17 protein-coding genes and 2 tRNA genes are annotated in these 19,317 nt (G+C 50.4%); 8 read left to right on the top strand and 11 right to left on the bottom strand.

Going from position 1 to position 19,317, the window contains the following annotated elements; translation table 11 throughout:
• Window positions 1–162 precede the first annotated feature (162 nt).
• The 6 genes from QL223_RS25070 to QL223_RS25045 all read left to right on the top strand — a co-directional run bounded on the left by QL223_RS25070 (window position 163) and on the right by QL223_RS25045 (window position 4,656).
• A tRNA-Leu gene (locus QL223_RS25070) sits at window positions 163–249 on the top strand.
• A gap of 45 nt (window positions 250–294) precedes the next feature.
• Window positions 295–379: transfer RNA gene (locus QL223_RS25065), tRNA-Leu, on the top strand.
• Between the two features lie 377 nt (window positions 380–756).
• Window positions 757–1,521: a DeoR family transcriptional regulator gene (locus tag QL223_RS25060; RefSeq protein WP_002540821.1), complete on the top strand. Its 765-nt coding sequence runs from the start codon at window positions 757–759 to the stop codon at window positions 1,519–1,521.
• 14 nt (window positions 1,522–1,535) lie between these two features.
• Complete coding sequence (gene glmS / locus QL223_RS25055; RefSeq protein ID WP_281546300.1) at window positions 1,536–3,371, top strand: glutamine--fructose-6-phosphate transaminase (isomerizing); 1,836 nt, start codon at window positions 1,536–1,538, stop codon at window positions 3,369–3,371.
• 315 nt (window positions 3,372–3,686) lie between these two features.
• Window positions 3,687–4,058, top strand: a complete 372-nt coding sequence (locus QL223_RS25050) for a helix-turn-helix transcriptional regulator (RefSeq protein ID WP_002540823.1) — start codon at window positions 3,687–3,689, stop codon at window positions 4,056–4,058.
• Window positions 4,059–4,284: 226 nt separating this feature from the next.
• Entirely contained in the window at window positions 4,285–4,656 is a 372-nt protein-coding gene (locus QL223_RS25045) for a helix-turn-helix transcriptional regulator (RefSeq protein ID WP_002540824.1), read from the top strand.
• A gap of 56 nt (window positions 4,657–4,712) precedes the next feature.
• On the opposite strand, the gene ilvA is transcribed toward QL223_RS25045, so the two are convergent.
• From ilvA to ilvG, 5 genes are read right to left on the bottom strand one after another with little or no spacing between them, the layout of a single operon-like run.
• Window positions 4,713–6,269: a threonine ammonia-lyase, biosynthetic gene (gene ilvA, locus QL223_RS25040; protein WP_046307969.1), complete on the bottom strand. Its 1,557-nt coding sequence runs from the start codon at window positions 6,267–6,269 to the stop codon at window positions 4,713–4,715.
• 2 nt (window positions 6,270–6,271) lie between these two features.
• Window positions 6,272–8,113: a dihydroxy-acid dehydratase gene (ilvD, locus tag QL223_RS25035; RefSeq protein WP_281546299.1), complete on the bottom strand. Its 1,842-nt coding sequence runs from the start codon at window positions 8,111–8,113 to the stop codon at window positions 6,272–6,274.
• Window positions 8,114–8,135: 22 nt separating this feature from the next.
• Window positions 8,136–9,071, bottom strand: coding sequence for a branched-chain amino acid transaminase (locus tag QL223_RS25030; protein ID WP_046307968.1), 936 nt, complete (start codon window positions 9,069–9,071; stop codon window positions 8,136–8,138).
• A 22-nt stretch (window positions 9,072–9,093) separates the two neighbouring features.
• Entirely contained in the window at window positions 9,094–9,342 is a 249-nt protein-coding gene (ilvM, locus tag QL223_RS25025) for an acetolactate synthase 2 small subunit (protein WP_046307966.1), read from the bottom strand.
• Window positions 9,339–10,985: an acetolactate synthase 2 catalytic subunit gene (gene ilvG / locus QL223_RS25020; protein ID WP_281546298.1), complete on the bottom strand. Its 1,647-nt coding sequence runs from the start codon at window positions 10,983–10,985 to the stop codon at window positions 9,339–9,341. The genes ilvM and ilvG overlap by 4 nt, the downstream gene beginning before the upstream one ends.
• A gap of 456 nt (window positions 10,986–11,441) precedes the next feature.
• On the opposite strand from ilvG, the gene QL223_RS25015 reads away from it, so the two are divergent.
• Both QL223_RS25015 and QL223_RS25010 read left to right on the top strand, forming a co-directional pair.
• Window positions 11,442–12,968, top strand: coding sequence for a YifB family Mg chelatase-like AAA ATPase (locus QL223_RS25015; RefSeq protein ID WP_281546297.1), 1,527 nt, complete (start codon window positions 11,442–11,444; stop codon window positions 12,966–12,968).
• A 119-nt stretch (window positions 12,969–13,087) separates the two neighbouring features.
• Complete coding sequence (locus tag QL223_RS25010) at window positions 13,088–14,002, top strand: acyltransferase (RefSeq protein ID WP_281546296.1); 915 nt, start codon at window positions 13,088–13,090, stop codon at window positions 14,000–14,002.
• Window positions 14,003–14,075: 73 nt separating this feature from the next.
• Here QL223_RS25010 and QL223_RS25005 read toward each other — a convergent pair whose 3' ends face one another.
• The 6 genes from QL223_RS25005 to QL223_RS24980 form a co-directional block, all read right to left on the bottom strand.
• Window positions 14,076–14,678 carry a thiol:disulfide interchange protein DsbA/DsbL gene (locus QL223_RS25005; RefSeq protein ID WP_281546295.1) on the bottom strand — a complete coding sequence of 201 codons (603 nt, stop codon included), beginning with the start codon at window positions 14,676–14,678 and terminating at the stop codon, window positions 14,076–14,078.
• A gap of 35 nt (window positions 14,679–14,713) precedes the next feature.
• Complete coding sequence (locus QL223_RS25000) at window positions 14,714–15,700, bottom strand: serine/threonine protein kinase (RefSeq protein WP_281546294.1); 987 nt, start codon at window positions 15,698–15,700, stop codon at window positions 14,714–14,716.
• A 104-nt stretch (window positions 15,701–15,804) separates the two neighbouring features.
• Window positions 15,805–17,232 (bottom strand): cytochrome c oxidase accessory protein CcoG, encoded by a 1,428-nt coding sequence (gene ccoG / locus QL223_RS24995; RefSeq protein ID WP_281546293.1) that lies wholly within the window; start codon window positions 17,230–17,232, stop codon window positions 15,805–15,807.
• Window positions 17,233–17,512: 280 nt separating this feature from the next.
• Complete coding sequence (locus QL223_RS24990) at window positions 17,513–17,779, bottom strand: YihD family protein (protein WP_002540838.1); 267 nt, start codon at window positions 17,777–17,779, stop codon at window positions 17,513–17,515.
• A gap of 103 nt (window positions 17,780–17,882) precedes the next feature.
• Window positions 17,883–18,062: a hypothetical protein gene (locus tag QL223_RS24985; RefSeq protein WP_002540839.1), complete on the bottom strand. Its 180-nt coding sequence runs from the start codon at window positions 18,060–18,062 to the stop codon at window positions 17,883–17,885.
• Window positions 18,063–18,288: 226 nt separating this feature from the next.
• Window positions 18,289–19,314, bottom strand: a complete 1,026-nt coding sequence (locus QL223_RS24980; protein ID WP_281546292.1) for a GGDEF domain-containing protein — start codon at window positions 19,312–19,314, stop codon at window positions 18,289–18,291.
• Window positions 19,315–19,317 lie beyond the last annotated feature (3 nt).

Here is a 19,317-nt window from a genome sequence, read left to right as displayed (position 1 = left end):
CTACGTAGCTCAGTTGGTTAGAGCACATCACTCATAATGATGGGGTCACAGGTTCGAATCCCGTCGTAGCCACCACTTATTTCGAAAGTCTCTGACTTTCTGCCAGATAAGACACACTACCAGTGTTTGCGGGTTATAAACTCAATATCAGGCGACAAAATTGCGATGGTGGCGGAATTGGTAGACGCGCTAGCTTCAGGTGTTAGTGTCCTTACGGACGTGAGAGTTCAAGTCTCTCCCTTCGCACCAAACATCACTTAAGCCTTCAACAAGAAGGGTTAGGTAAAACAATTTGCGGAAGTGGCGAAATTGGTAGACGCACCAGATTTAGGTTCTGGCGCCGCAAGGTGTGAGAGTTCAAGTCTCTCCTTCCGCACCATGATTGAAAGCAGGCTTTTTAGCCTGCTTTTTTTCTATCTGCAGTTTGCAACCCACTCTCTCACTTCAACCTCTCGCGCTCTCAGTGCGCAATACCTATCGTAGTAAAAATCTGCTCATCCTAGATTGTTAAAATGCTCAATAACTACGTTGAAAAATTTGATTGTAGAATAACTACTTATCGAAAATTTTTCGCCTTGTTCTCGAGCATTTTTCCTGCGCTATTTCTGATCATCTACCTACTGTGATTGGTATAACTCTCTGTATAATTCTCAATCTGTGCTTCAGATCATGTCCAAAGTGATGTGTATCGCATTTCATCCTTGATCTTTGATTTAAAGTTTATATTATCTTTCGAAACGAAAGTTTGGTGGTTACATGTCGAAACGTAATACTCAACAACGTCGCCATGCGATTGTTGCCATGCTGACTGAACAGGGTGAAGTTAGCGTAGATATGCTTTCAACGCTGTTTGAAACATCAGAGGTAACGATCCGTAAAGACCTTGCTGAGCTTGAGAAAAATGGACTTCTGCTGCGTCGTTATGGCGGAGCAGTTCCTGTTCCTCATGAAATGGTTTCGGAAAACGCAGTAAAAGTTTCGGAACAAAAGTTATCAATCGCAAAAATGGCGGCAACCCGGATCCGCGACCATAATCGAATTGTGGTGGACAGTGGTTCAACGACGGCAGCTTTGATCCCACTTCTCAATCAAAAGCGTGGTCTAGTAGTGATGACCAACTCCCTGAATGTGGCGCAAGCCATTAAGGAGTTGGAAAACGAGCCGACACTCCTGATGACAGGCGGTACCTGGGACCCGCATTCTGAAGCGTTTCAGGGGCAGGTCGCAGAGCAAGCATTGCGTGCGTATGACTTTGACCAACTGTTTATTGGGGCCGATGGCATCGATGTTAGTCGCGGTACGACAACGTTTAATGAAATTGTTGGCCTTAGCCGTGTTATGTCAGAGGTTTCCAGGGAAGTCGTGGTTTTGATCGAGTCCGATAAAATCGGCCGCAAGATCCCGAATCTTGAACTTCCCTGGGAAGTGATCACCACGGTGATCACCGACAGTAAGCTTGATGCCACCACCAAACTTGCCATTGAAAAGACGGGCACAGAGGTGATCTGCGCCCCTGACTAGATACGGGGAAAGATATGTGTGGAATTGTTGGCGCGGTTGCGCAAAGGGACGTTGCTGAAATCTTACTGGAAGGTTTACGCAGACTTGAATACCGCGGCTATGACTCTGCCGGTCTAGCCGTGACTGACAGCGAACAACAATTGCGTCGGTTGCGCCGATTGGGCAAAGTACAGAATCTGGCGGAAGCTCTAGACGAAACACCAGTTCTTGGTGGTACTGGTATTGCTCACACTCGTTGGGCAACCCATGGTGAACCAAGCGAATCCAATGCACACCCACACATGTCAGGCGATAACATTGCCATCGTCCACAACGGCATCATTGAAAACCATGAACCGCTCCGAGAGCTGCTCAAAGGCCGCGGTTACGTTTTTACATCCCAAACTGACACTGAGGTCATTGCTCACCTTGTGGATTGGGAATTGGGGCAGGGAGGCGGCCTTATGGAAGCCTTCCAACGCACGGTCAAACAGCTAGAAGGCGCTTACGGCACCGTGGTGATGGATAGATGTGATCCAGAGCGACTTATTGCAGCACGTTCGGGCAGTCCTTTGGTGATTGGCCTCGGTATTGGGGAAAACTTTCTGGCGTCCGATCAACTGGCACTGCTCAATGTCACCCGACGTTTTATCTTCCTTGAAGAAGGTGATGTAGCGGAAATTACCCGACGCGAAGTCAGCATTACCGATTTGAATGGTGAGTGTGTTGAACGCCAGATTCATGAGTCGTCTATTGAGCATGATGCGGCAGACAAAGGCCCATACCGCCATTACATGCAAAAAGAAATTTTTGAGCAGCCTTCTGCACTCATTAACACGCTGGAAGGGCGTATTGATGGCAACAGCGTGCTGGTGGATAGTATTGGTCATGGTGCAGCGGAGCTTCTGACTAAAGCCGAACATATTCAGATTGTGGCTTGTGGTACTTCTTATAACGCAGGCATGGTGGCACGTTACTGGTTCGAAGATATTGCAGGCGTGAGCTGTGATGTGGAGATTGCTTCGGAATTTCGCTATCGCAACTTCGTCACCCGCCCTAGCAGCCTGTTGATCACCCTTTCCCAGTCTGGAGAGACCGCAGATACATTGGCGGCGTTGCGCAAAGCCAAAGAGCGTGGCTTTATGGGGGCAATGACCATTTGTAACGTAGCGGGCTCTTCACTGGTTCGAGAATCTGATTTGGCGTTTATGACCCGTGCAGGTGCTGAGATTGGTGTGGCATCGACCAAAGCGTTTACCACCCAGTTGGCTACCCTCTTGATGCTGGTCACCGCAGTAGGCAAGCAGAAAGGCCATGTAGACGCTGCTAAAGAAAAAGCCATCGTAGAGGCATTGAATCGCTTACCGGCAACCATGGAACAGGCATTGGCGTTCGACAAAGAGATAGAGCTGCTCGCAGAAGATTTTGCCGACAAACACCATGCTTTATTCCTCGGACGCGGAGAGTACTATCCGATTGCCATGGAAGCATCGCTAAAGCTGAAAGAAATCTCTTATATCCACGCTGAAGCTTACGCAGCTGGTGAACTCAAGCATGGCCCGCTGGCGCTAATTGATGCAGATATGCCTGTCATCGTGGTAGCGCCAAACAACGAACTGCTTGAAAAACTGAAGTCCAACATTGAGGAAGTGCGCGCTCGCGGTGGACAGCTTTATGTGTTTGCGGATAAAGATGCGGGCTTTGAAGCCAGTGAGGGCATGACCATTGTTGCTATGCCGCATGTCGATGAAGTGTGTGCGCCTATTTTCTACACACTGCCCATGCAGCTGCTGTCTTACCACGTAGCGCTTATCAAAGGGACAGACGTAGACCAGCCTCGTAACCTCGCAAAAGCTGTGACAGTAGAATAATACAGCTTAAAAATGAGAGTTTTAATTTATAAAGGAGCCACTAGGCTCCTTTTTGTGCCTTATAAGGCATACAGGCATTGTCTGATTTGCTTTTTGCAATTATTGAGTGGGAACGCTTATTCGCATTTTGCAAATCATTTCGCAGTCATAACAAGACATCGAGCCCAGAAAGACTAACAGTGTCAATTGGGGTTTATTTAACGTATTGATATTAAATATATTATAGGATGTCTAAATAGTTGGCCTGCATTGTGCATATTGTCGATAAACAGCAAAACTATATAACAGATAGCTGTACGTCGTAGGGAGTGAAGTATGATCGACTCGAAAGCACAAGTAGCAAAACGCATTAAAGAAGCACGTGAGTGGAAAGGGATCACTCAGGTGAAAATGGCCAAACTACTCGAAGTAGCGCGCCAAACGTATCTGGACATCGAAACGGGCAAAACAGAGCCTCGCGTTCGTATGTTGTCAGAAATTGCAGAAATCACTGAGCGTCCACTGGTGTGGTTCGTTTATGGTGATGCTGACGTTGAACTGCATGATGTGCAGTACAAACAGGATGTTAACCGCTTGCTGGAGCATTTTTCCAAGCTGCCACATGAAGCGCGCACCGCTATCCTGAACCAGAGTGTCAATATGGCATCGTTCCTGGTTAACTACTCGAAATCAGCACAACGAGGTTAAGCACTTACTTACTTGGCAAGCAGGGTCACGCCTTGCCTGCCAAAATGGGTATTGCGTATTTTCCTTGTCATCTGGCTTAGGCAACAGTAGCCCTGATTCACACTTCAACAACGCTTTACATGTGTAGAAAACAACCCTGTGCATAATGCAGGATCTAGCAGTAAAGTGCGTCACTGTGAACGGAGCGAATTAACCTGTTCCTTGGCGCCGAGTTGTGGGGCAAGCGATGTTTATTGTCAAAGCTCATGTTGCACAGCGCATTAGGGAAGCGCGGGAGTACCGGGATATCACTCAGGTGGAAATGGCGCAGCATTTAGATGTTGCCCGTCAAACCTATTTAGATATTGAGTCCGGTAAAACAGAGCCCAAAGTGTCTTCCCTGGCAATCATCGCTGATGTAACCGGCCGTCCATTAAATTGGTTTTTGTATGGTGAAAGTACGCGAAGTGACATCGCGTTTACGCACAGGGACGATCTGAACTCCCTGTTGGCACTATTCAGTCAGTTACCTGAATCAGCACGTAACCTTGTGATGGATCAGGCGTTACTGCTGGCACAGTACATGATCAATATGACAACGCCGGATAAAGACCGATAAAAAGAAAAAGCAAAAAGCCCAGCGATGCTGGGCTTTTTTGTCTTTTGGGTTTGTGACTAGGACTTGGCCAGGAAGAATTTATAAGACGGATTTTCTGTCTCATCTTTCCATGCGTATCCCAGCTCACGCAGGTGCGCGGTAAATGACAGGATGTCTTTATCTTCCAGTTCAAAGCCACACAGCACGCGACCGTAGTCAGAGCCGTGATTGCGATAGTTGAAGATGCTGATGTTCCAATGCGTACCCAAGGTGTTGAGAAAGCGTAGCAGGGCGCCCGGATATTCCGGGAACTCAAAGCTGTACAGACGCTCTTTCATCGCTTTGGTAGGTCTTCCACCAATCATGTAGCGGATGTGGACCTTCGCCATTTCATCATCAGACAAGTCCTGTACCGGATATCCGCCTTTGCGTAGATCGGCAATGATGCCATCGAGCTCTTCCTGTCCATTTTGCAAACGCACACCGACAAAGATATTTGCCAGTGTGTCGTCGCTGTGACGGTAGTTAAATTCTGTCACCGCTCGGCCACCGAGGATTTTGCAAAACTCAAGGAAAGCACCTGTGCGCTCAGGAATCGTTACCGCCAACAGGCCTTCGCGTTTTTCACCCAGCTCAGCGCGCTCAGACACATATCTCAGGCTGTGGAAGTTGGTGTTCGCACCGGAAAGCACGGCGGCCATCTTCTTGCCTTTGAGCTGATGCTGCTCGGTGTATTTCTTTAGACCGGCCAGAGACAAGGCGCCAGCAGGCTCAGAAATCGCGCGGGTGTCTTCAAAAATATCTTTCACCGCGGCACAGATTTCATCACTCGACACCGTGATGATGTCATCCAGGTGCTCCTGACAAAGACGGAAGGTCTCATCACCAATGCGTTTGACCGCCACACCGTCTGCGAAGGTACCCACGTTATCGAGAGTGACCGGCTCACCGGCATCCAGCGCTGCTTTCAGGCAGGCAGAATCTTCTGCTTCTACTGCAATCAGTTTGACCTGAGGCAGCAGCTGCTTAACCAGCACAGCAACGCCCGCAGCAATACCGCCCCCACCGACAGGCAGGAACATATATTCCAGATGGCCGTTCTGCTGAAGCATTTCCATGCCCATGGTGCCTTGGCCCGCAATCACCAAAGGATGATCAAAAGGTGGCACAAAGGTGTAGCCATGTGCTTCGGACAGTTCAACCGCCTTGGCTTTGGCTTCATCGAAGTTGTTGCCATGCAGCACGACGTTACCACCAAAGCCGCGAACAGATGCCACTTTGATGTCTGGCGTGGTGCGAGGCATCACGATAGTGGCTTTGATCCCCAGCTTATTGCCAGAAAGAGCCACCCCCTGCGCATGGTTTCCCGCTGATGCAGCGATAACGCCGGCTTGTTTTTGCGCTTCGGTTAACTGCGACATCATGTTGTAGGCGCCGCGTAACTTGAACGAATGCACCGGCTGGCGATCTTCACGCTTGAGCTGAATGGTGTTGCCTAAACGCTGCGAAATACGTGGCATATCCTGTAACGGGCTGACAATCGCAGCCTCGTAAACAGGGGCGCGCAAAATATCACGCAGGTATTCAGCGTTGCTGAGCGGTGCGGGTTCACTGTGTTGGCGGGCCTGACTCATGATTACCCCTCCAGCTTGCTTTTATCGCGCACTGCGCCTTTATCAGCACTGGTTGCCAGACTGGCATAGGCTTTCAGCGCCAGAGATACCGTGCGTTCGCGCGATGCTGGTTTCCAGCCTTTCTCTGCTTGAGCTTCACGGCGTGCAGCCAGTTCAGCTTCATCCACTTCCAAAACGATCGAGCGGTTTGGAATGTCGATGGCAATGATGTCGCCTTGGTTAACCAAAGCAATGGTACCGCCGTTAGCCGCTTCTGGAGAAATATGACCGATAGACAGACCGCTGGTGCCGCCGGAGAAGCGACCATCAGTGATGAGCGCGCACTCTTTGCCAAGACCCATGGACTTGAGGTAAGTGGTTGGGTAAAGCATTTCCTGCATACCTGGGCCACCTTTAGGGCCTTCGTAGCGGATAACCACGACTTCACCGGCTTTCACTGCACCGCCCAGAATGCCGTTGACTGCATCTTCCTGGCTTTCAAACACGTGGGCAGGACCGCGGAAGGTGAGGTTTTCCTCCGCCACACCGGCGGTTTTCACGATACATCCGTCAAGAGCAATGTTACCGCTCAGTACAGCAAGACCACCATCCTGGCTATAGGCGTTTTCTTTGGTGCGGATACAACCCTCAGTACGATCGTCATCCAGCGTGTCCCAACGGCAATCCTGTGAGAAGGCTTTGGTAGTGCGGATGCCAGCAGGGCCTGCGCGGTAGAAGGTTTTCACCTCTTCGTTGTCTGTGACCGTGATGTCGTATTTCGCCAGCGTATCTGCCAGGGTTTCGCCCAACACGTTTGGTACGTCGGTTTTCAGAAGACCGGCGCGATCAAGCTCACCCAGAATACCCATCACGCCACCTGCGCGGTGAACATCTTCCATGTGATATTTCTGAGTGGAAGGGGCTACCTTACAAAGGTGCGGAACCTGACGGGACAGGCGGTCGATGTCTGACATATCGAAATCGATTTCACCTTCCTGTGCGGCTGCAAGCAGGTGAAGGATGGTGTTGGTCGAGCCACCCATGGCGATATCCAGCGCCATGGCATTTTCCAGCGCGGTTTTGCTGGCAATGTTACGCGGCAGGGTAGATTCGTCATCTTGCTCGTAATAACGCTTGGTCAGCTCAACGATACGCTGGCCAGCTGTGATGAACAGTTTTTCACGGTCTGCATGGGTAGCCAGCATAGAACCGTTACCCGGCTGGCTGAGACCCAGCGCTTCGGTCAGACAGTTCATGGAGTTGGCAGTGAACATACCAGAGCAAGAGCCACAGGTTGGACACGCAGAGCGTTCGATCTGTTCGCTTTGCTCGTCTGACACGTTTGGATCGGCACCCTGGATCATGGCATCCACCAGATCCAGTTTCAGGATCTGATCGGAAAGCTTGGTTTTACCTGCTTCCATTGGACCACCAGAGACGAAAATCGCTGGGATGTTGAGACGCATTGCTGCCATCAGCATTCCCGGGGTGATTTTGTCACAGTTGGAGATACACACCATGGCGTCGGCGCAGTGAGCGTTCACCATGTACTCCACAGAATCCGCGATGATTTCGCGTGATGGCAGGCTGTAAAGCATACCGCCGTGACCCATGGCGATGCCGTCATCAACAGCAATGGTGTTGAACTCTTTAGCGATGCCACCAGCGGCTTCGATTTCTTTCGCTACCAGTTGGCCAAGATCTTTCAAGTGCACGTGACCGGGTACGAACTGGGTGAAGGAGTTCACCACGGCGATGATAGGTTTACCAAAATCTTCATCCTTTACGCCGGTTGCACGCCAAAGGGCGCGGGCACCCGCCATATTACGGCCATGGGTGGTGGTGGCTGAACGGTACTTAGGCATTTCCTTATTCCTCTAAAACTACTTATTTGGCGTCCGGAGAGACCGGATCCAGCCATCCCCATTTGTCTTCGGTTTGGCCATTGAACAGGCCAAAGAAGGCGGTTTGTACTTTCTCTGTGACTGGGCCGCGTTTGCCTTCACCCACAGTGATTTGATCTACGCTGCGAACCGGCACGATTTCCGCGGCTGTGCCCGTCATGAAGACTTCATCTGCCAGGTAGAGGGCTTCGCGCGCGATGTTCTCTTCACGCACCTCGTAACCCATGTCCTTGGCGATGGTCATGATGGAATCACGGGTAATGCCCGGAAGGATAGCGCTGGTCGCTGGAGGCGTTGAAATCACGCCATTTTTCACCACGAACAAGTTCTCACCGGCACCTTCAGACAGGTAGCCATCCACACTCAAGGCAATACCTTCAGCATAGCCGTGGCGACGGGCTTCACCACCGACCAACAGGCTCGACAGGTAGTTACCACCCGCTTTAGCAGCGGTTGGGATAGTGTTCGGGGCGGCGCGGTTCCAGCTTGAAATCATGGCATCGACACCATTAGCCAGCGCATCTTCGCCGAGGTAAGTGCCCCAGCTGAAGGCTGCAATGATGAGATCCATTTTAGTGTCTGGCGGCGGACAAACGCCCAGACCAACATTACCGACAAAACCCAGCGGGCGGATGTACGCAGAGTTCAGGTTGTTGGCTCGCAGTGTTTCACGGCACGCTTCCATCAACTCATCGACAGAATACGGGATTGGGAAGCGATAAATTTTTGCGCTGTCTTTCAGACGTTGCATGTGTTCGCGATGACGGAAGACCACTGGGCCATTCGGGGTGTCGTAGCAACGAATCCCTTCAAAAACCGAGGTGCCATAATGCATGGCGTGGGTCAGTACGTGAACTGTGGCATCTTGCCATGGGATCAGTTCGCCGTTTGACCAAATATAATCCGCTGTGTTTGCCATTCTTATTAATCCTTATAACGCATTACTGTTGTTCTAGCGGGAGCAGACGTACGCGTGAGACATCCCATAATTTGTCTAGCTGGCTTTGAAGATTGGCGATAGGACGATCGCTCTTCACTTGCAGGGTAATTTCAACCGCATTGGTGTCATCGGTATGATGCATGTCGAGGCTTGTCAGGCGGAATCCACGGTGACGGACAATGCGCAGCAGACGCTCCAGCAATTCTGGCTGGTCGTCAGCATTGATTAACAGAGTGTGTGATTGACTCATGTACGCTCCAACATATCCTGGTTAGCGGCACCGGGTGGAACCAGTGGCCATACGTTCTCTTCCTCTGAGATAGCAACATGCAGCAGGTAGGCTGTGTCACTTGCCAGCAACTCCTGCAGGGCAGGGATAACTTCTTCTTTCCGGGTAATGGTTTTGCCTGGAATGTTGAAGGCTGACGCCAATGTCACGAAGTCAGGGTTATCCGACAAGTTAGTCTCGCTATAGCGCTCTTCGAAGAAAAGCTGTTGCCATTGACGCACCATCCCCAAACGTTGGTTATCCAACAGTACCATTTTTACCGGAATGTTGCGGCGTTTCAGGGTGCCAAGTTCCTGAATGTTCATCATAAATGAACCATCTCCAGAAACTAATACAACTTCATCATCGGGACGGGCCATTTTGGCACCCATAGCAGCAGGCAAACCAAAGCCCATGGTGCCAAGACCCGCGGAGGTTAACAGGTTTTCCGGACGACGCGGCTCTACGTGCTGCGCCACCCACATTTGGTGTTGGCCCACATCGGTCGCGACGACGGTGGAATCCGGCATCATGTCAGAGAGCTGTTTAAGGAGCAGCGGCGCGAAAATCAGATCGCCCGGGTGGTCATAACGCCATCCGAAGTCCTTTTTCATGGTCAGCACACTGTCTTGCCATGCTTGGATGTCCGAAGGCTCGCCCAACTGCGGCAATACGGTATCTAGCTCACCGCGAAGTGCGACATTGGCGCGGCGCAGTTTGTGGAATTCCGCGGCATCGATATCAATGTGAACGACTTTGGCGTTAGGCGCGAAGGTATCCAGTTTGCCAGTGACGCGATCGTCAAAGCGCGCACCAATAGCAATCAATAAATCAGATTGCTGAACCGCGAGATTCGCCGCTTTGGTGCCATGCATACCGAGCATGCCGAGATAATAGGGATAATCTTTGTCGACCGAGCCAAGCCCTTTCAAGGTGCTGGTGGCTGGGATCTGACTGTGATTTAGAAACTGGCGAAGCGTGTCGGTCGCGTGTGCCAGTTGAATGCCGCCACCGACATATACCATCGGCTGCTTTGCCTCTGCGATCAGTGCATTGGCTTCCTGTAACGAAGCTTCCGACACTTCTGGCGCAGAAGGCTGATTTACAATAGCCGTAAAGGCTTCTTCGATTTGGGCAAGCTGCACGTCTTTGGCGATATCCACCAGCACTGGGCCAGGGCGGCCTTCTTTGGCAACTACAAAAGCTTCTGCCAATGTAGAAGCGAGTTTTGATTTGTCGGTCACCAGAAAACTGTGTTTGGTGCAGGCAAGGGAAAGACCGAGAACATCAACTTCCTGAAAGGCATCGGTTCCGATTAGCGGGCTGGCAACCTGACCTGTGATAGCAACGACGGGCACGGAGTCCATCATGGCATCTGCAAGGCCCGTGATAAGGTTGGTGGCGCCTGGACCGGAAGTGGCAAGACACACACCGACGCCGCCGGTGGAGCGTGCGTAGCCGATAGCGGCCATGGCAGCGCCTTGCTCGTGACGGCAAAGGACATGATCAACGCCGCCGTCATAAAGGGCATCGTAAACGGGCATGATAGCACCGCCCGGATAACCAAAGATTGTCGTTACACCCTGCTTTCGCAAAGCTTCAACTACGAGTTGTGCACCTGTCATTGTGGCCTCCCGTTAAATCCCGCCAAGGAGGTTGTTTGCTGTGCTTCCTGAGATGGTCCCATACCGCGTTTTCCTTTTTGCGTTTTGCAACCGCACGTCCAAATGTGAAAAAAGCCCCCGGACCTTTCGATGCGGGGGCTGTTGCGATGTTTGTTTGCTATGTTCTAGCCGTCGCTGCCCCTCGCGGTAGTACCACCACGATAATTGAAATAATAATGACTAGGGCGCGAGATAGATGATTCATTTTGTCTCTTTAAGCACCGTTTGTGTCGGTGCTGTATGTTTATGTCAACGTTTGTTTGCACAGTTGTTGTCTGCTCATAGTGGTATCACAGACTTCTGTCGCATGACAAGCAAAAAGTGGCTCGAATTTCCAATTTATGCTTCGTAATGCAGTAATACTAATGGTTTATGCAAATAACCTATTGATAGTTAAATAGTTACTGATTACGCCTTATGAATCTTGCCATTATTCAAAGTCGCGCCTGTGTCGGTGTCGAAGCACCACAGGTGACTGTCGAAGTCCATATCAGCAATGGATTACCTGCTTTTACGTTAGTTGGTCTTGCGGAAACCACGGTCAAAGAAGCGCGGGACAGGGTGCGCAGCGCCATTGTGAACTCGGGCTTTGAATTTCCTGCAAGACGCATAACAGTCAATCTTGCCCCAGCGGATTTACCCAAAGAAGGGGGGCGCTTTGATTTACCTATCGCGCTCGGCATTTTGGCTGCTTCCGGTCAAATTCCGATGACCAAGCTCGATAGTCATGAATTTGCGGGAGAACTGGCTCTCTCTGGTCAGCTACGCGCAGTAAAAGGGACGTTGCCTGCTGCCGTGGCATGCCGAGAAGCGAAGAGAAGTTTGGTTGTGCCAGATGAAAATGGCGGACAGGTGGCGCTGGTGGGGCGTGATATTCATGTGTCTGCGCCGGATTTGATTTCTGTTTGCCGTCACCTAAGCGGACAGGGCAGTCTGATGCTGAAAGAGCCTGAAGATGACGAAGTCACGCCAAATACCGCCAGACGTTGTATGCAGGACATTATCGGCCAGCAACAGGGAAAACGAGCGCTGGAGATTGCGGCGGCAGGCTCGCACAACTTACTTTTCCTTGGCCCTCCAGGAACCGGAAAAACCATGCTGGCATCACGCATGGCCGATCTGTTGCCACCTATGAGTGACAAAGAAGCGCTCGAAACCGCGGCGATCACTTCCCTTACAGAAAAGCCTTTGCACGAAGGTAACTGGCGCAAACGACCTTTTCGTACCCCACACCATTCCAGCTCAATGGCCGCATTGGTGGGCGGTGGTAGCACCCCGAAACCGGGTGAAATATCGCTGGCACACAATGGCTTACTTTTTCTCGATGAAATGCCTGAGTTTGAAAGAAAGGTGTTGGATTCACTGCGTGAGCCTCTTGAATCTGGCGAGGTGGTTATTTCCCGTGCCAACGGTAAAACCTGTTTTCCTGCGCGCTTCCAGCTTATTGGTGCACTCAACCCCAGTCCGACCGGACACTATGAAGGTCAGTTGGCGCGCTCCAATCCACAGGCGACGCTTCGTTATCTAAATCGTTTATCAGGTCCATTTCTTGATCGCTTTGATCTTTCGATTGAAATCCCCGCACTACCGCGAGGCACGTTAACGGAAGGTGGCGATCGTGGCGAACCGACGGAAGTGATTAAAGCGCGGGTAGAAAGAGCAAGAGCGGTGATGCTCGCACGGTCTGGCAAGGTAAACAGCCTGCTTTCCAGTCGGGAAATTGAAACCTACTGTCCGCTCGATAAAGCGGACGCGGATTTTCTGGAAACGGCACTGCATCGATTAGGGCTGTCTATCCGCGCCTATCACCGGATTATTAAAGTGGCACGTACCATTGCGGATTTGTCCGGAGAGGCGAATATCCAGCGTGGTCATCTGGCCGAAGCCTTGGGTTACCGTTCGATGGACAGGCTTCTTAAACAGCTGACGGCACTGGCAAGTTAGTGTGTCCAAGGTAAGCGCAGACTGATGTGACCACTTTTAACTGAATGGTGTTTTTTATTTCTGCGTCGTATTATGACCTTTGGATGACAACTCAGTGAATATACCGCGAGATTGAGACATTGTTACTTTATCTGAACGCCTTTCTGGTGTGCTTGAATACTGCGTTTTGGTCAGTGCTGATCTGCTGTTTTGCCTTGATCAAAATGTTGTTACCCATTCCGGCTTTGCAAAGGGGGATCACCCGCCTTTGTAACGGCATGATGTGGGCATGGGCAACCGGAAACCATAAGCTTCTGAACCTGACTTCTAACGTAGAATGGGATATTCAGGGCGGAGAGACCCTGAGAAAAGATGGTTGGTATCTGCTTATCTGCAATCATCTTAGCTGGACTGACATCGTGGTGATTTTTTCGGTATTCAGAAACCGTATTCCGATGGCGAAGTTCTTCTTAAAACAGCAGCTTCTGTACGTCCCGTTTCTTGGCATGGCTTGCTGGGCGGTAGATATGCCATTTATGAAGCGCTATTCACGTCAGTATCTGTTAAAACATCCGGAAAAGCGCGGCAGCGATCTGGATACTACCCGTAAATCTTGCGAGCGTTTTCGCCACACCCCAACCACTGTGGTCAACTTTGTTGAAGGTACCCGCTTCACCAATGAAAAGAAGCGTCAGACGCGATCGCCGTATAACAACCTACTGCCCCCTAAAACTGGCGGCGTTGCTTATACCTTGGGCGCAATGGGCGATCAATTTGATGCCATCATTAATGTCACGGTGGCGTATCCGGATAACCACCATTTGCCCTTTAGAGATTTGCTCAGCGGGAAGATGAAAAAGATTGTGGTGCGCATCGATACGCTTCCAGTGGATGAAAACGTCAAAGGCGATTACTTCAACGACAAAGCGTTCAAGCGCCGCTTCCATCAGTGGCTCAATGATGTTTGGGAAGAGAAAGATGTCAGACTTGATGGAATCTATGGGAATGAGCAGCCTGAAGTCGATATTACGGAGCGACGGAAAACCGCAGTTTAGAAAGCTAAAGCTGAAAAAGTCATAGATAACAAAAAAGGGCCTGATGGCCCTTTTTTCATGTTGCTAGGTTCTCTTACTGGGTCAGCAGGAAGTTAACCAGCGCGAAGTAATCTTCTTTGGTCTTCACGGTTTTTGGTGTCACGTGGTATTTGCCGTTCACAATCAGTGCTGGCACGCCACGAAGGCCCGAATCCTGGAAGGCTTTATCGAAACGGTTTGCCATGCCATTTGCAGCGAAGCTGTTGAAGGTACCGTCAAACTTGTCTGCGTCTACGCCTTCATCGATAAACATCTGACGAAGCTCTTCTTCATTGCGTGGTGGCTTTTGCATCAGGTGGATACGGTTGAAAATCACCGGCACCATCTTGTCTTCCACATCCAGCATCACAGCCGTCGCATAGGCTTTGCTCAGTGCTTTGCCCATGTTGCCGCCCATAAAGGACACATGGTTCTTGGTGAAGTTGGCATTGTCCGGAATGTTCTTTTTCAGCTCCTGCATCAGCGGTTCGCTTTTAAAGCAGTGTGGGCAGTAGAACGAGAAAAACTCAACCACACTCGGTGTGTCGCTCTTTGGCAGGTCGAGTACCTGATAGTCTTCCCCTGCGTTGAAGCGCGCTGCCTGCGCCGAAAAGGCCAGCATTGCCGCTGCAGCTACAGCCAACATTTTTTTCAACATAACGTCTTTTCTCCCTGAGTGTTATTCGTGGCTGCTTACCATTGAGGAGCCAGTGTTAGTGGTGGTTCTTCAAGGGCGGCCAATTGTTCTTTAAAGGCGAGTACCTGATTTTCCCAGTATTTTGCCTCAGCAAACCATGGGAATGCACGCGGAAATGCCGGATCTTCCCAGCGTTTTGCCAGCCATGCCATGTAATGCACCATTCTCAGACCGCGTAATGGTTCAATAAGTTGCAACTCATTGGTGGGAAAATCGTGAAATTCTGAATATGCCTCGGAAATCGTATCAAGCTGTGCGAGCTGATCGTGTCGGTCACCGTTGAGCAGCATCCAGATATCCTGAATGGCCGGGCCATTCCTGGCATCATCCAAGTCCACAAACATAGGGCCATCACGCCAGAGAATGTTGCTTGGGTGGCAGTCACCGTGCAAACGCAGGGTGTTCACATTGGGGTTCCAACGCTCCTTTAATACGCTGATCAGGCGGTCAAGATCAGCAAAGAAGGCATTTTCGAGATGCATTGGGATGAAGCTTGAATCTTCCAGTGCTTTTCGCGGCGCGAAGAGGTATTCATCCAGACCAATAGTCGGGCGGTGCACAAAGGGTTTACTGGCGCCGACTTTGTGAATACGACCTAAAAAGCGGCCCACCATTTCAAGCTGGTCCCAATTGTCCACTTCGAACGTTCGGCCGCCGACACTTGGGAAAACCGCAAACTGGTAGCCTTCGAAGTTAAACAAGGTTTCCCCATCAATTTTCATTGGTGCGGCGACTGGAATTTCAGCCTGCTCGAGATCATCGGCAAAAGCGTGCTCTTCGAGGATTTGCTCTCTGCTCCAGCGCTGTGGACGGTAAAACTTGGTCACCAATCGACGGCGTTCTTCATCCTGAAACTGATAGACCCGGTTTTCGTAGCTGTTCAATGCTAGAAGGCCTGAATCCGGGCGAATGCCAACCGACTCCAATGCATTGAGCAAGGTGTCTGGCGTGAGATGTTCATAGCTAAATTGGGCGTCGCTCATAGGGTTGGCTAGGTTAAGGTGTGTGGGTTGTGATGGTAGCAGAGTTTGCCGCCGAAGATAAAAAACGGACACTCAGGTGGCGTCCGTTTTTTCGGGAAAGTGCGCTACATCTTACTGATAAAGCGGCTTTCTGTTTCGATGATTTTCTTATCGTCCCCCGATTGGCGCTCCAACACGAAGGTGATATTGGCCACTGGCGCGCTCAGCTCATAAGGGTCAACCCCCAGGCTGATTGGCAGGGTAAAGATCTCTCCGGCGGTCAGGGTCACTTCCTGCTTGCCGTACCATTCCACACCATCCAGCCCTTTCACGGAGAGTGAATAGGTTTCCGGTGATTGGGTCTTGTTGAGAATTTTCAGGGTGTAGGTATTTTCAATCAGGCCATCACTGTTGGTTTTGAACAGCTGTGTGCGGTCACGGATAACGTCCAATCCCATTGGTTGCACCGCGGAAAAAAGCATCACAAACAGCCCCAGCATAGCCACCATCACAATCCCATAGCCAATCAGCTTAGGTCTGACGATATCGACTTTATGGCCTTCGAGTTTGTGCTCGGTGGTGTAGCTGATGAGGCCTTTGGCGTAGTTCATTTTGCTCATGGTCTCGTCACAGGCATCAATACAGGCACCACAGTTGATGCACTCATATTGCAGGCCATCACGGATATCGATACCTGTCGGACACACCTGAACACACAGGTTACAGTCGATGCAATCGCCCAACCCTTTCTCTTTCGGATCGACTTTGCGCGAACGTGGACCGCGCTTTTCACCGCGCTGGGTGTCGTAGCCCACGATGAAGGTGTCTTTATCGAACATAGCGGACTGGAAGCGTGCATAAGGACACATGTGAATACACATGATAGAGCGCATCCAGCCAGCGTTTCCGTAAGTACAGACACTGAAAAACAGCACCCAGAAGGCGACCCAGAAGCTGCTGTTGAAGGTGAAGAAATCGATGAAGAGTTCTTTGACCGGCACGAAATAGCCAACAAATGTGAGACCGGTGAGGAGCGCGACGGCAAACCAGCAGATATGTTTAGCCGTTTTTCGAAGGAATAATTCTTTCGTGATAGGCAGTGAGTCCTGCTTCTTTCGTTTGTTGGCCGTACCTTCGAGCTTTTCCTCGAACCAGATGTAGATAAACGTCCAGACTGTTTGCGGGCAGAGATACCCACACCAGACCCGCCCTAAAAAGGTGGTGATAAAGAAAAGACCAAAGGCGGCGATCATAAACAGGGTGGCAAGCAGGGTCAGATCCTGAGGCCAAAGGGTGGTGCCGAAGAAGTTGAATTGTTGTTTGCCGATATCAATCAGGATCGCCTGGCGGTCGCCATATGGGATCCATGGCGTCAGCACGAACAACAGCATAAAGAACCAGCCCATTTTCTGGCGAAGCTTCTGGAATACCCCAGTCATTGCCCGCACGTAGATGCGGTTACCTGGGTTGAAACGATCGCCACTCGTTTTATGGGTTTTAGGGTTGTACTCTTTTGGGGTAACGTCTTTGACGTCAATTTTATCCTTGCTCATGACACCTGCATTCCTTGGGTCAATCGGGATTTCCCGAACATTGCTGACACTGATACGTTGTCAGTGTCTTTCATCGATTAACACTCAACACTTTGATAGTTATCTATCACTAACATAAATGATAGACGTCAGATTATATCTGAGGAGGAAAGAGGAATTCTGTGCGTGTGGTGGGAAATTAACCGGACAATCACACTGTTGATGTGTAACAGCCTTTTGTTTTGAATATAAAAAAGCGAAGCCTGTAGCTTCGCTTTTATGTCCGGTTTATTGCGCACTCTTAGCTGATAATGCCACGCGCACGCAAAATAGCGGTTTTGAAGTCGTTTTCACAGTCTTTTGCCAAGCCTGGGATCATTTCATCTTTTTGGCTGTTACGCATTTTCAGATGATAAATCAGCACGTCATCGGTTAGATCTTCCAGCTTCCCTTCGTACCCGGCTTCTTCTGCCAATTTACTGATCATTTGAAGCAGGTTCAGCTCAGGCTCTTTCTGCCACTCAGGATGAAGCAGTTCGATAAGTTCATTAACGCGATGACATTTCATTTTTGAAGACTCCAACTGGCCGAATTTTGGCCTTACTTTTTATGTGACTTATCTGCTTACAGTATCAGATTCAGACGTGCAGACCAATCACAGCAAGGGTCAATTAAGCCGCTTCACCTTCTGGCATTTCAACCACGACAGGTGTTGGACGCACCAGAGTCAGGTCTGGAGTGCCATTCAGATTCGTGTTGGTTTTGCTTTTGAATGCTGGCGCAAAAAAATGTGCACGCATGCGTGATGGAGTGCGGGTAACACGTACAGGTCGAACAGTAACAGGGCGCATTTAAGGTTCTCATTGGTTGCGCATCCATGACGGGGTTCTCTTACAGAGTGACGTCAGGAATTCCAATGGCTGCTAGCCTTACTGCGTGTTCACTCTGGGGTTCGCGAAGTGCGAAATCGAGCGGATAATAACAGGAAAAAATTGCCGAAAAAAGCAGCAGTGATAAAAATAATTCGCGCAGAAAAAAAGGCGGAGTAAACCCGCCTTTACAGTGAGTGTCTCGCCCTTATGTCACGGGCATGACACGGTTTCTACCCAAATTTTTAGCCTCATATAATTGGGCGTCGGCACGGCTGATGAGGTTACGGATACTTTCGCCCTTTTCATATTCCGCTACACCTATCGAGACAGAGATGTTATCGAGCTTCTTGCCGGTTTTCTTGTCCTTGATCGCTAGCTTGTCGATGGTAGCGCGTATCGTCTCAGCCACCCTGCACCCGCCACTGAGTGCACGGTTAGGCACCAGCAGGGCAAACTCTTCCCCGCCATAACGGTAAGCATTGATTCCGTCACGACAATAGTCGGACAACCGCTTGGCAGTCAGCTTCAATACCTGATCGCCCATCAAGTGACCGTAGGTGTCGTTGAAGCTTTTGAAGTGGTCCAAATCGCACAGCAACAAACAGAAGCCTTTTGGTGGCGGTGAGGCAGCCAGCGAGTCTAATTCGGTATCAAAGGCACGTCGGTTATACAAACTGGTGAGTGCATCGTGCAGTGCATCTTCGTTGGCCTGCTGGAGCGTTTCTTTGAGTCTTGAAATCTCTTTTTGCGCCTCTGCCAGCTGGTTTTTGAAGAAATTCGTGGATTGACGCAACTCGTTGGAGCCTTTCACCGCTTTCCTGACCATGGCGACGGTTTCTTCCATCGACAGGGTTTCCTCTCCGACGCGGGCGAGTTGCGAGAAGGTTTTGTCCAAGGTGTTTTGGAAGGTCGCGGTGTCTTTCAACGTGTCTTCCATGGTGTTGCCCATCTCCAATGCCAAGGCTTGAAGCCCGCGCTGGAATTCATCAACATCTTTGACCTTTTCATCCGCGACATGGTTGCTGTAGAGCTCTTCGCAGAGCGTTGGACTCAGCGTTCCTGTCTCTTTGATCGACTCGTCGATTCTCTTGGCGAGCTCCGCATCAGCATTTGCCACATAGGTATACCAAAGGGCGTAATTCGGTGGCGTCGCGGGAACCTGGTACTTCATTAGAAGGGGAACAACTTTCTTCAAATATCCAGAACTTAGCGCAAAAATCTCTTTTGACATGGC

This window comes from Grimontia sp. SpTr1, assembly GCF_947387585.1.
In the GTDB taxonomy this organism is placed as follows: Bacteria; Pseudomonadota; Gammaproteobacteria; order Enterobacterales; family Vibrionaceae; genus Enterovibrio; species Enterovibrio indicus.
The sequence above is the reverse complement of the archived record's forward strand: the minus strand, read 5'-3'. Positions and strand labels throughout refer to the sequence as shown.

Bases quoted from the DNA above. Each gene is read 5' to 3' on its own strand.
- QL223_RS25060 (WP_002540821.1), top strand. From the start codon at position 757: ATGTCGAAACGTAATACTCAACAACGTCGCCATGCGATTGTTGCCATG.
- glmS (WP_281546300.1), top strand. From the start codon at position 1,536: ATGTGTGGAATTGTTGGCGCGGTTGCGCAAAGGGACGTTGCTGAAATC.
- QL223_RS25050 (WP_002540823.1), top strand. From the start codon at position 3,687: ATGATCGACTCGAAAGCACAAGTAGCAAAACGCATTAAAGAAGCACGT.
- QL223_RS25045 (WP_002540824.1), top strand. From the start codon at position 4,285: ATGTTTATTGTCAAAGCTCATGTTGCACAGCGCATTAGGGAAGCGCGG.
- ilvA (WP_046307969.1), bottom strand. From the start codon at position 6,269: ATGAGTCAGGCCCGCCAACACAGTGAACCCGCACCGCTCAGCAACGCT.
- ilvD (WP_281546299.1), bottom strand. From the start codon at position 8,113: ATGCCTAAGTACCGTTCAGCCACCACCACCCATGGCCGTAATATGGCG.
- QL223_RS25030 (WP_046307968.1), bottom strand. From the start codon at position 9,071: ATGGCAAACACAGCGGATTATATTTGGTCAAACGGCGAACTGATCCCA.
- ilvM (WP_046307966.1), bottom strand. From the start codon at position 9,342: ATGAGTCAATCACACACTCTGTTAATCAATGCTGACGACCAGCCAGAA.
- ilvG (WP_281546298.1), bottom strand. From the start codon at position 10,985: ATGACAGGTGCACAACTCGTAGTTGAAGCTTTGCGAAAGCAGGGTGTA.
- QL223_RS25015 (WP_281546297.1), top strand. From the start codon at position 11,442: ATGAATCTTGCCATTATTCAAAGTCGCGCCTGTGTCGGTGTCGAAGCA.
- QL223_RS25005 (WP_281546295.1), bottom strand. From the start codon at position 14,678: ATGTTGAAAAAAATGTTGGCTGTAGCTGCAGCGGCAATGCTGGCCTTT.
- QL223_RS25000 (WP_281546294.1), bottom strand. From the start codon at position 15,700: ATGAGCGACGCCCAATTTAGCTATGAACATCTCACGCCAGACACCTTG.
- ccoG (WP_281546293.1), bottom strand. From the start codon at position 17,232: ATGAGCAAGGATAAAATTGACGTCAAAGACGTTACCCCAAAAGAGTAC.
- QL223_RS24990 (WP_002540838.1), bottom strand. From the start codon at position 17,779: ATGAAATGTCATCGCGTTAATGAACTTATCGAACTGCTTCATCCTGAG.
- QL223_RS24985 (WP_002540839.1), bottom strand. From the start codon at position 18,062: ATGCGCCCTGTTACTGTTCGACCTGTACGTGTTACCCGCACTCCATCA.
- QL223_RS24980 (WP_281546292.1), bottom strand. From the start codon at position 19,314: ATGTCAAAAGAGATTTTTGCGCTAAGTTCTGGATATTTGAAGAAAGTT.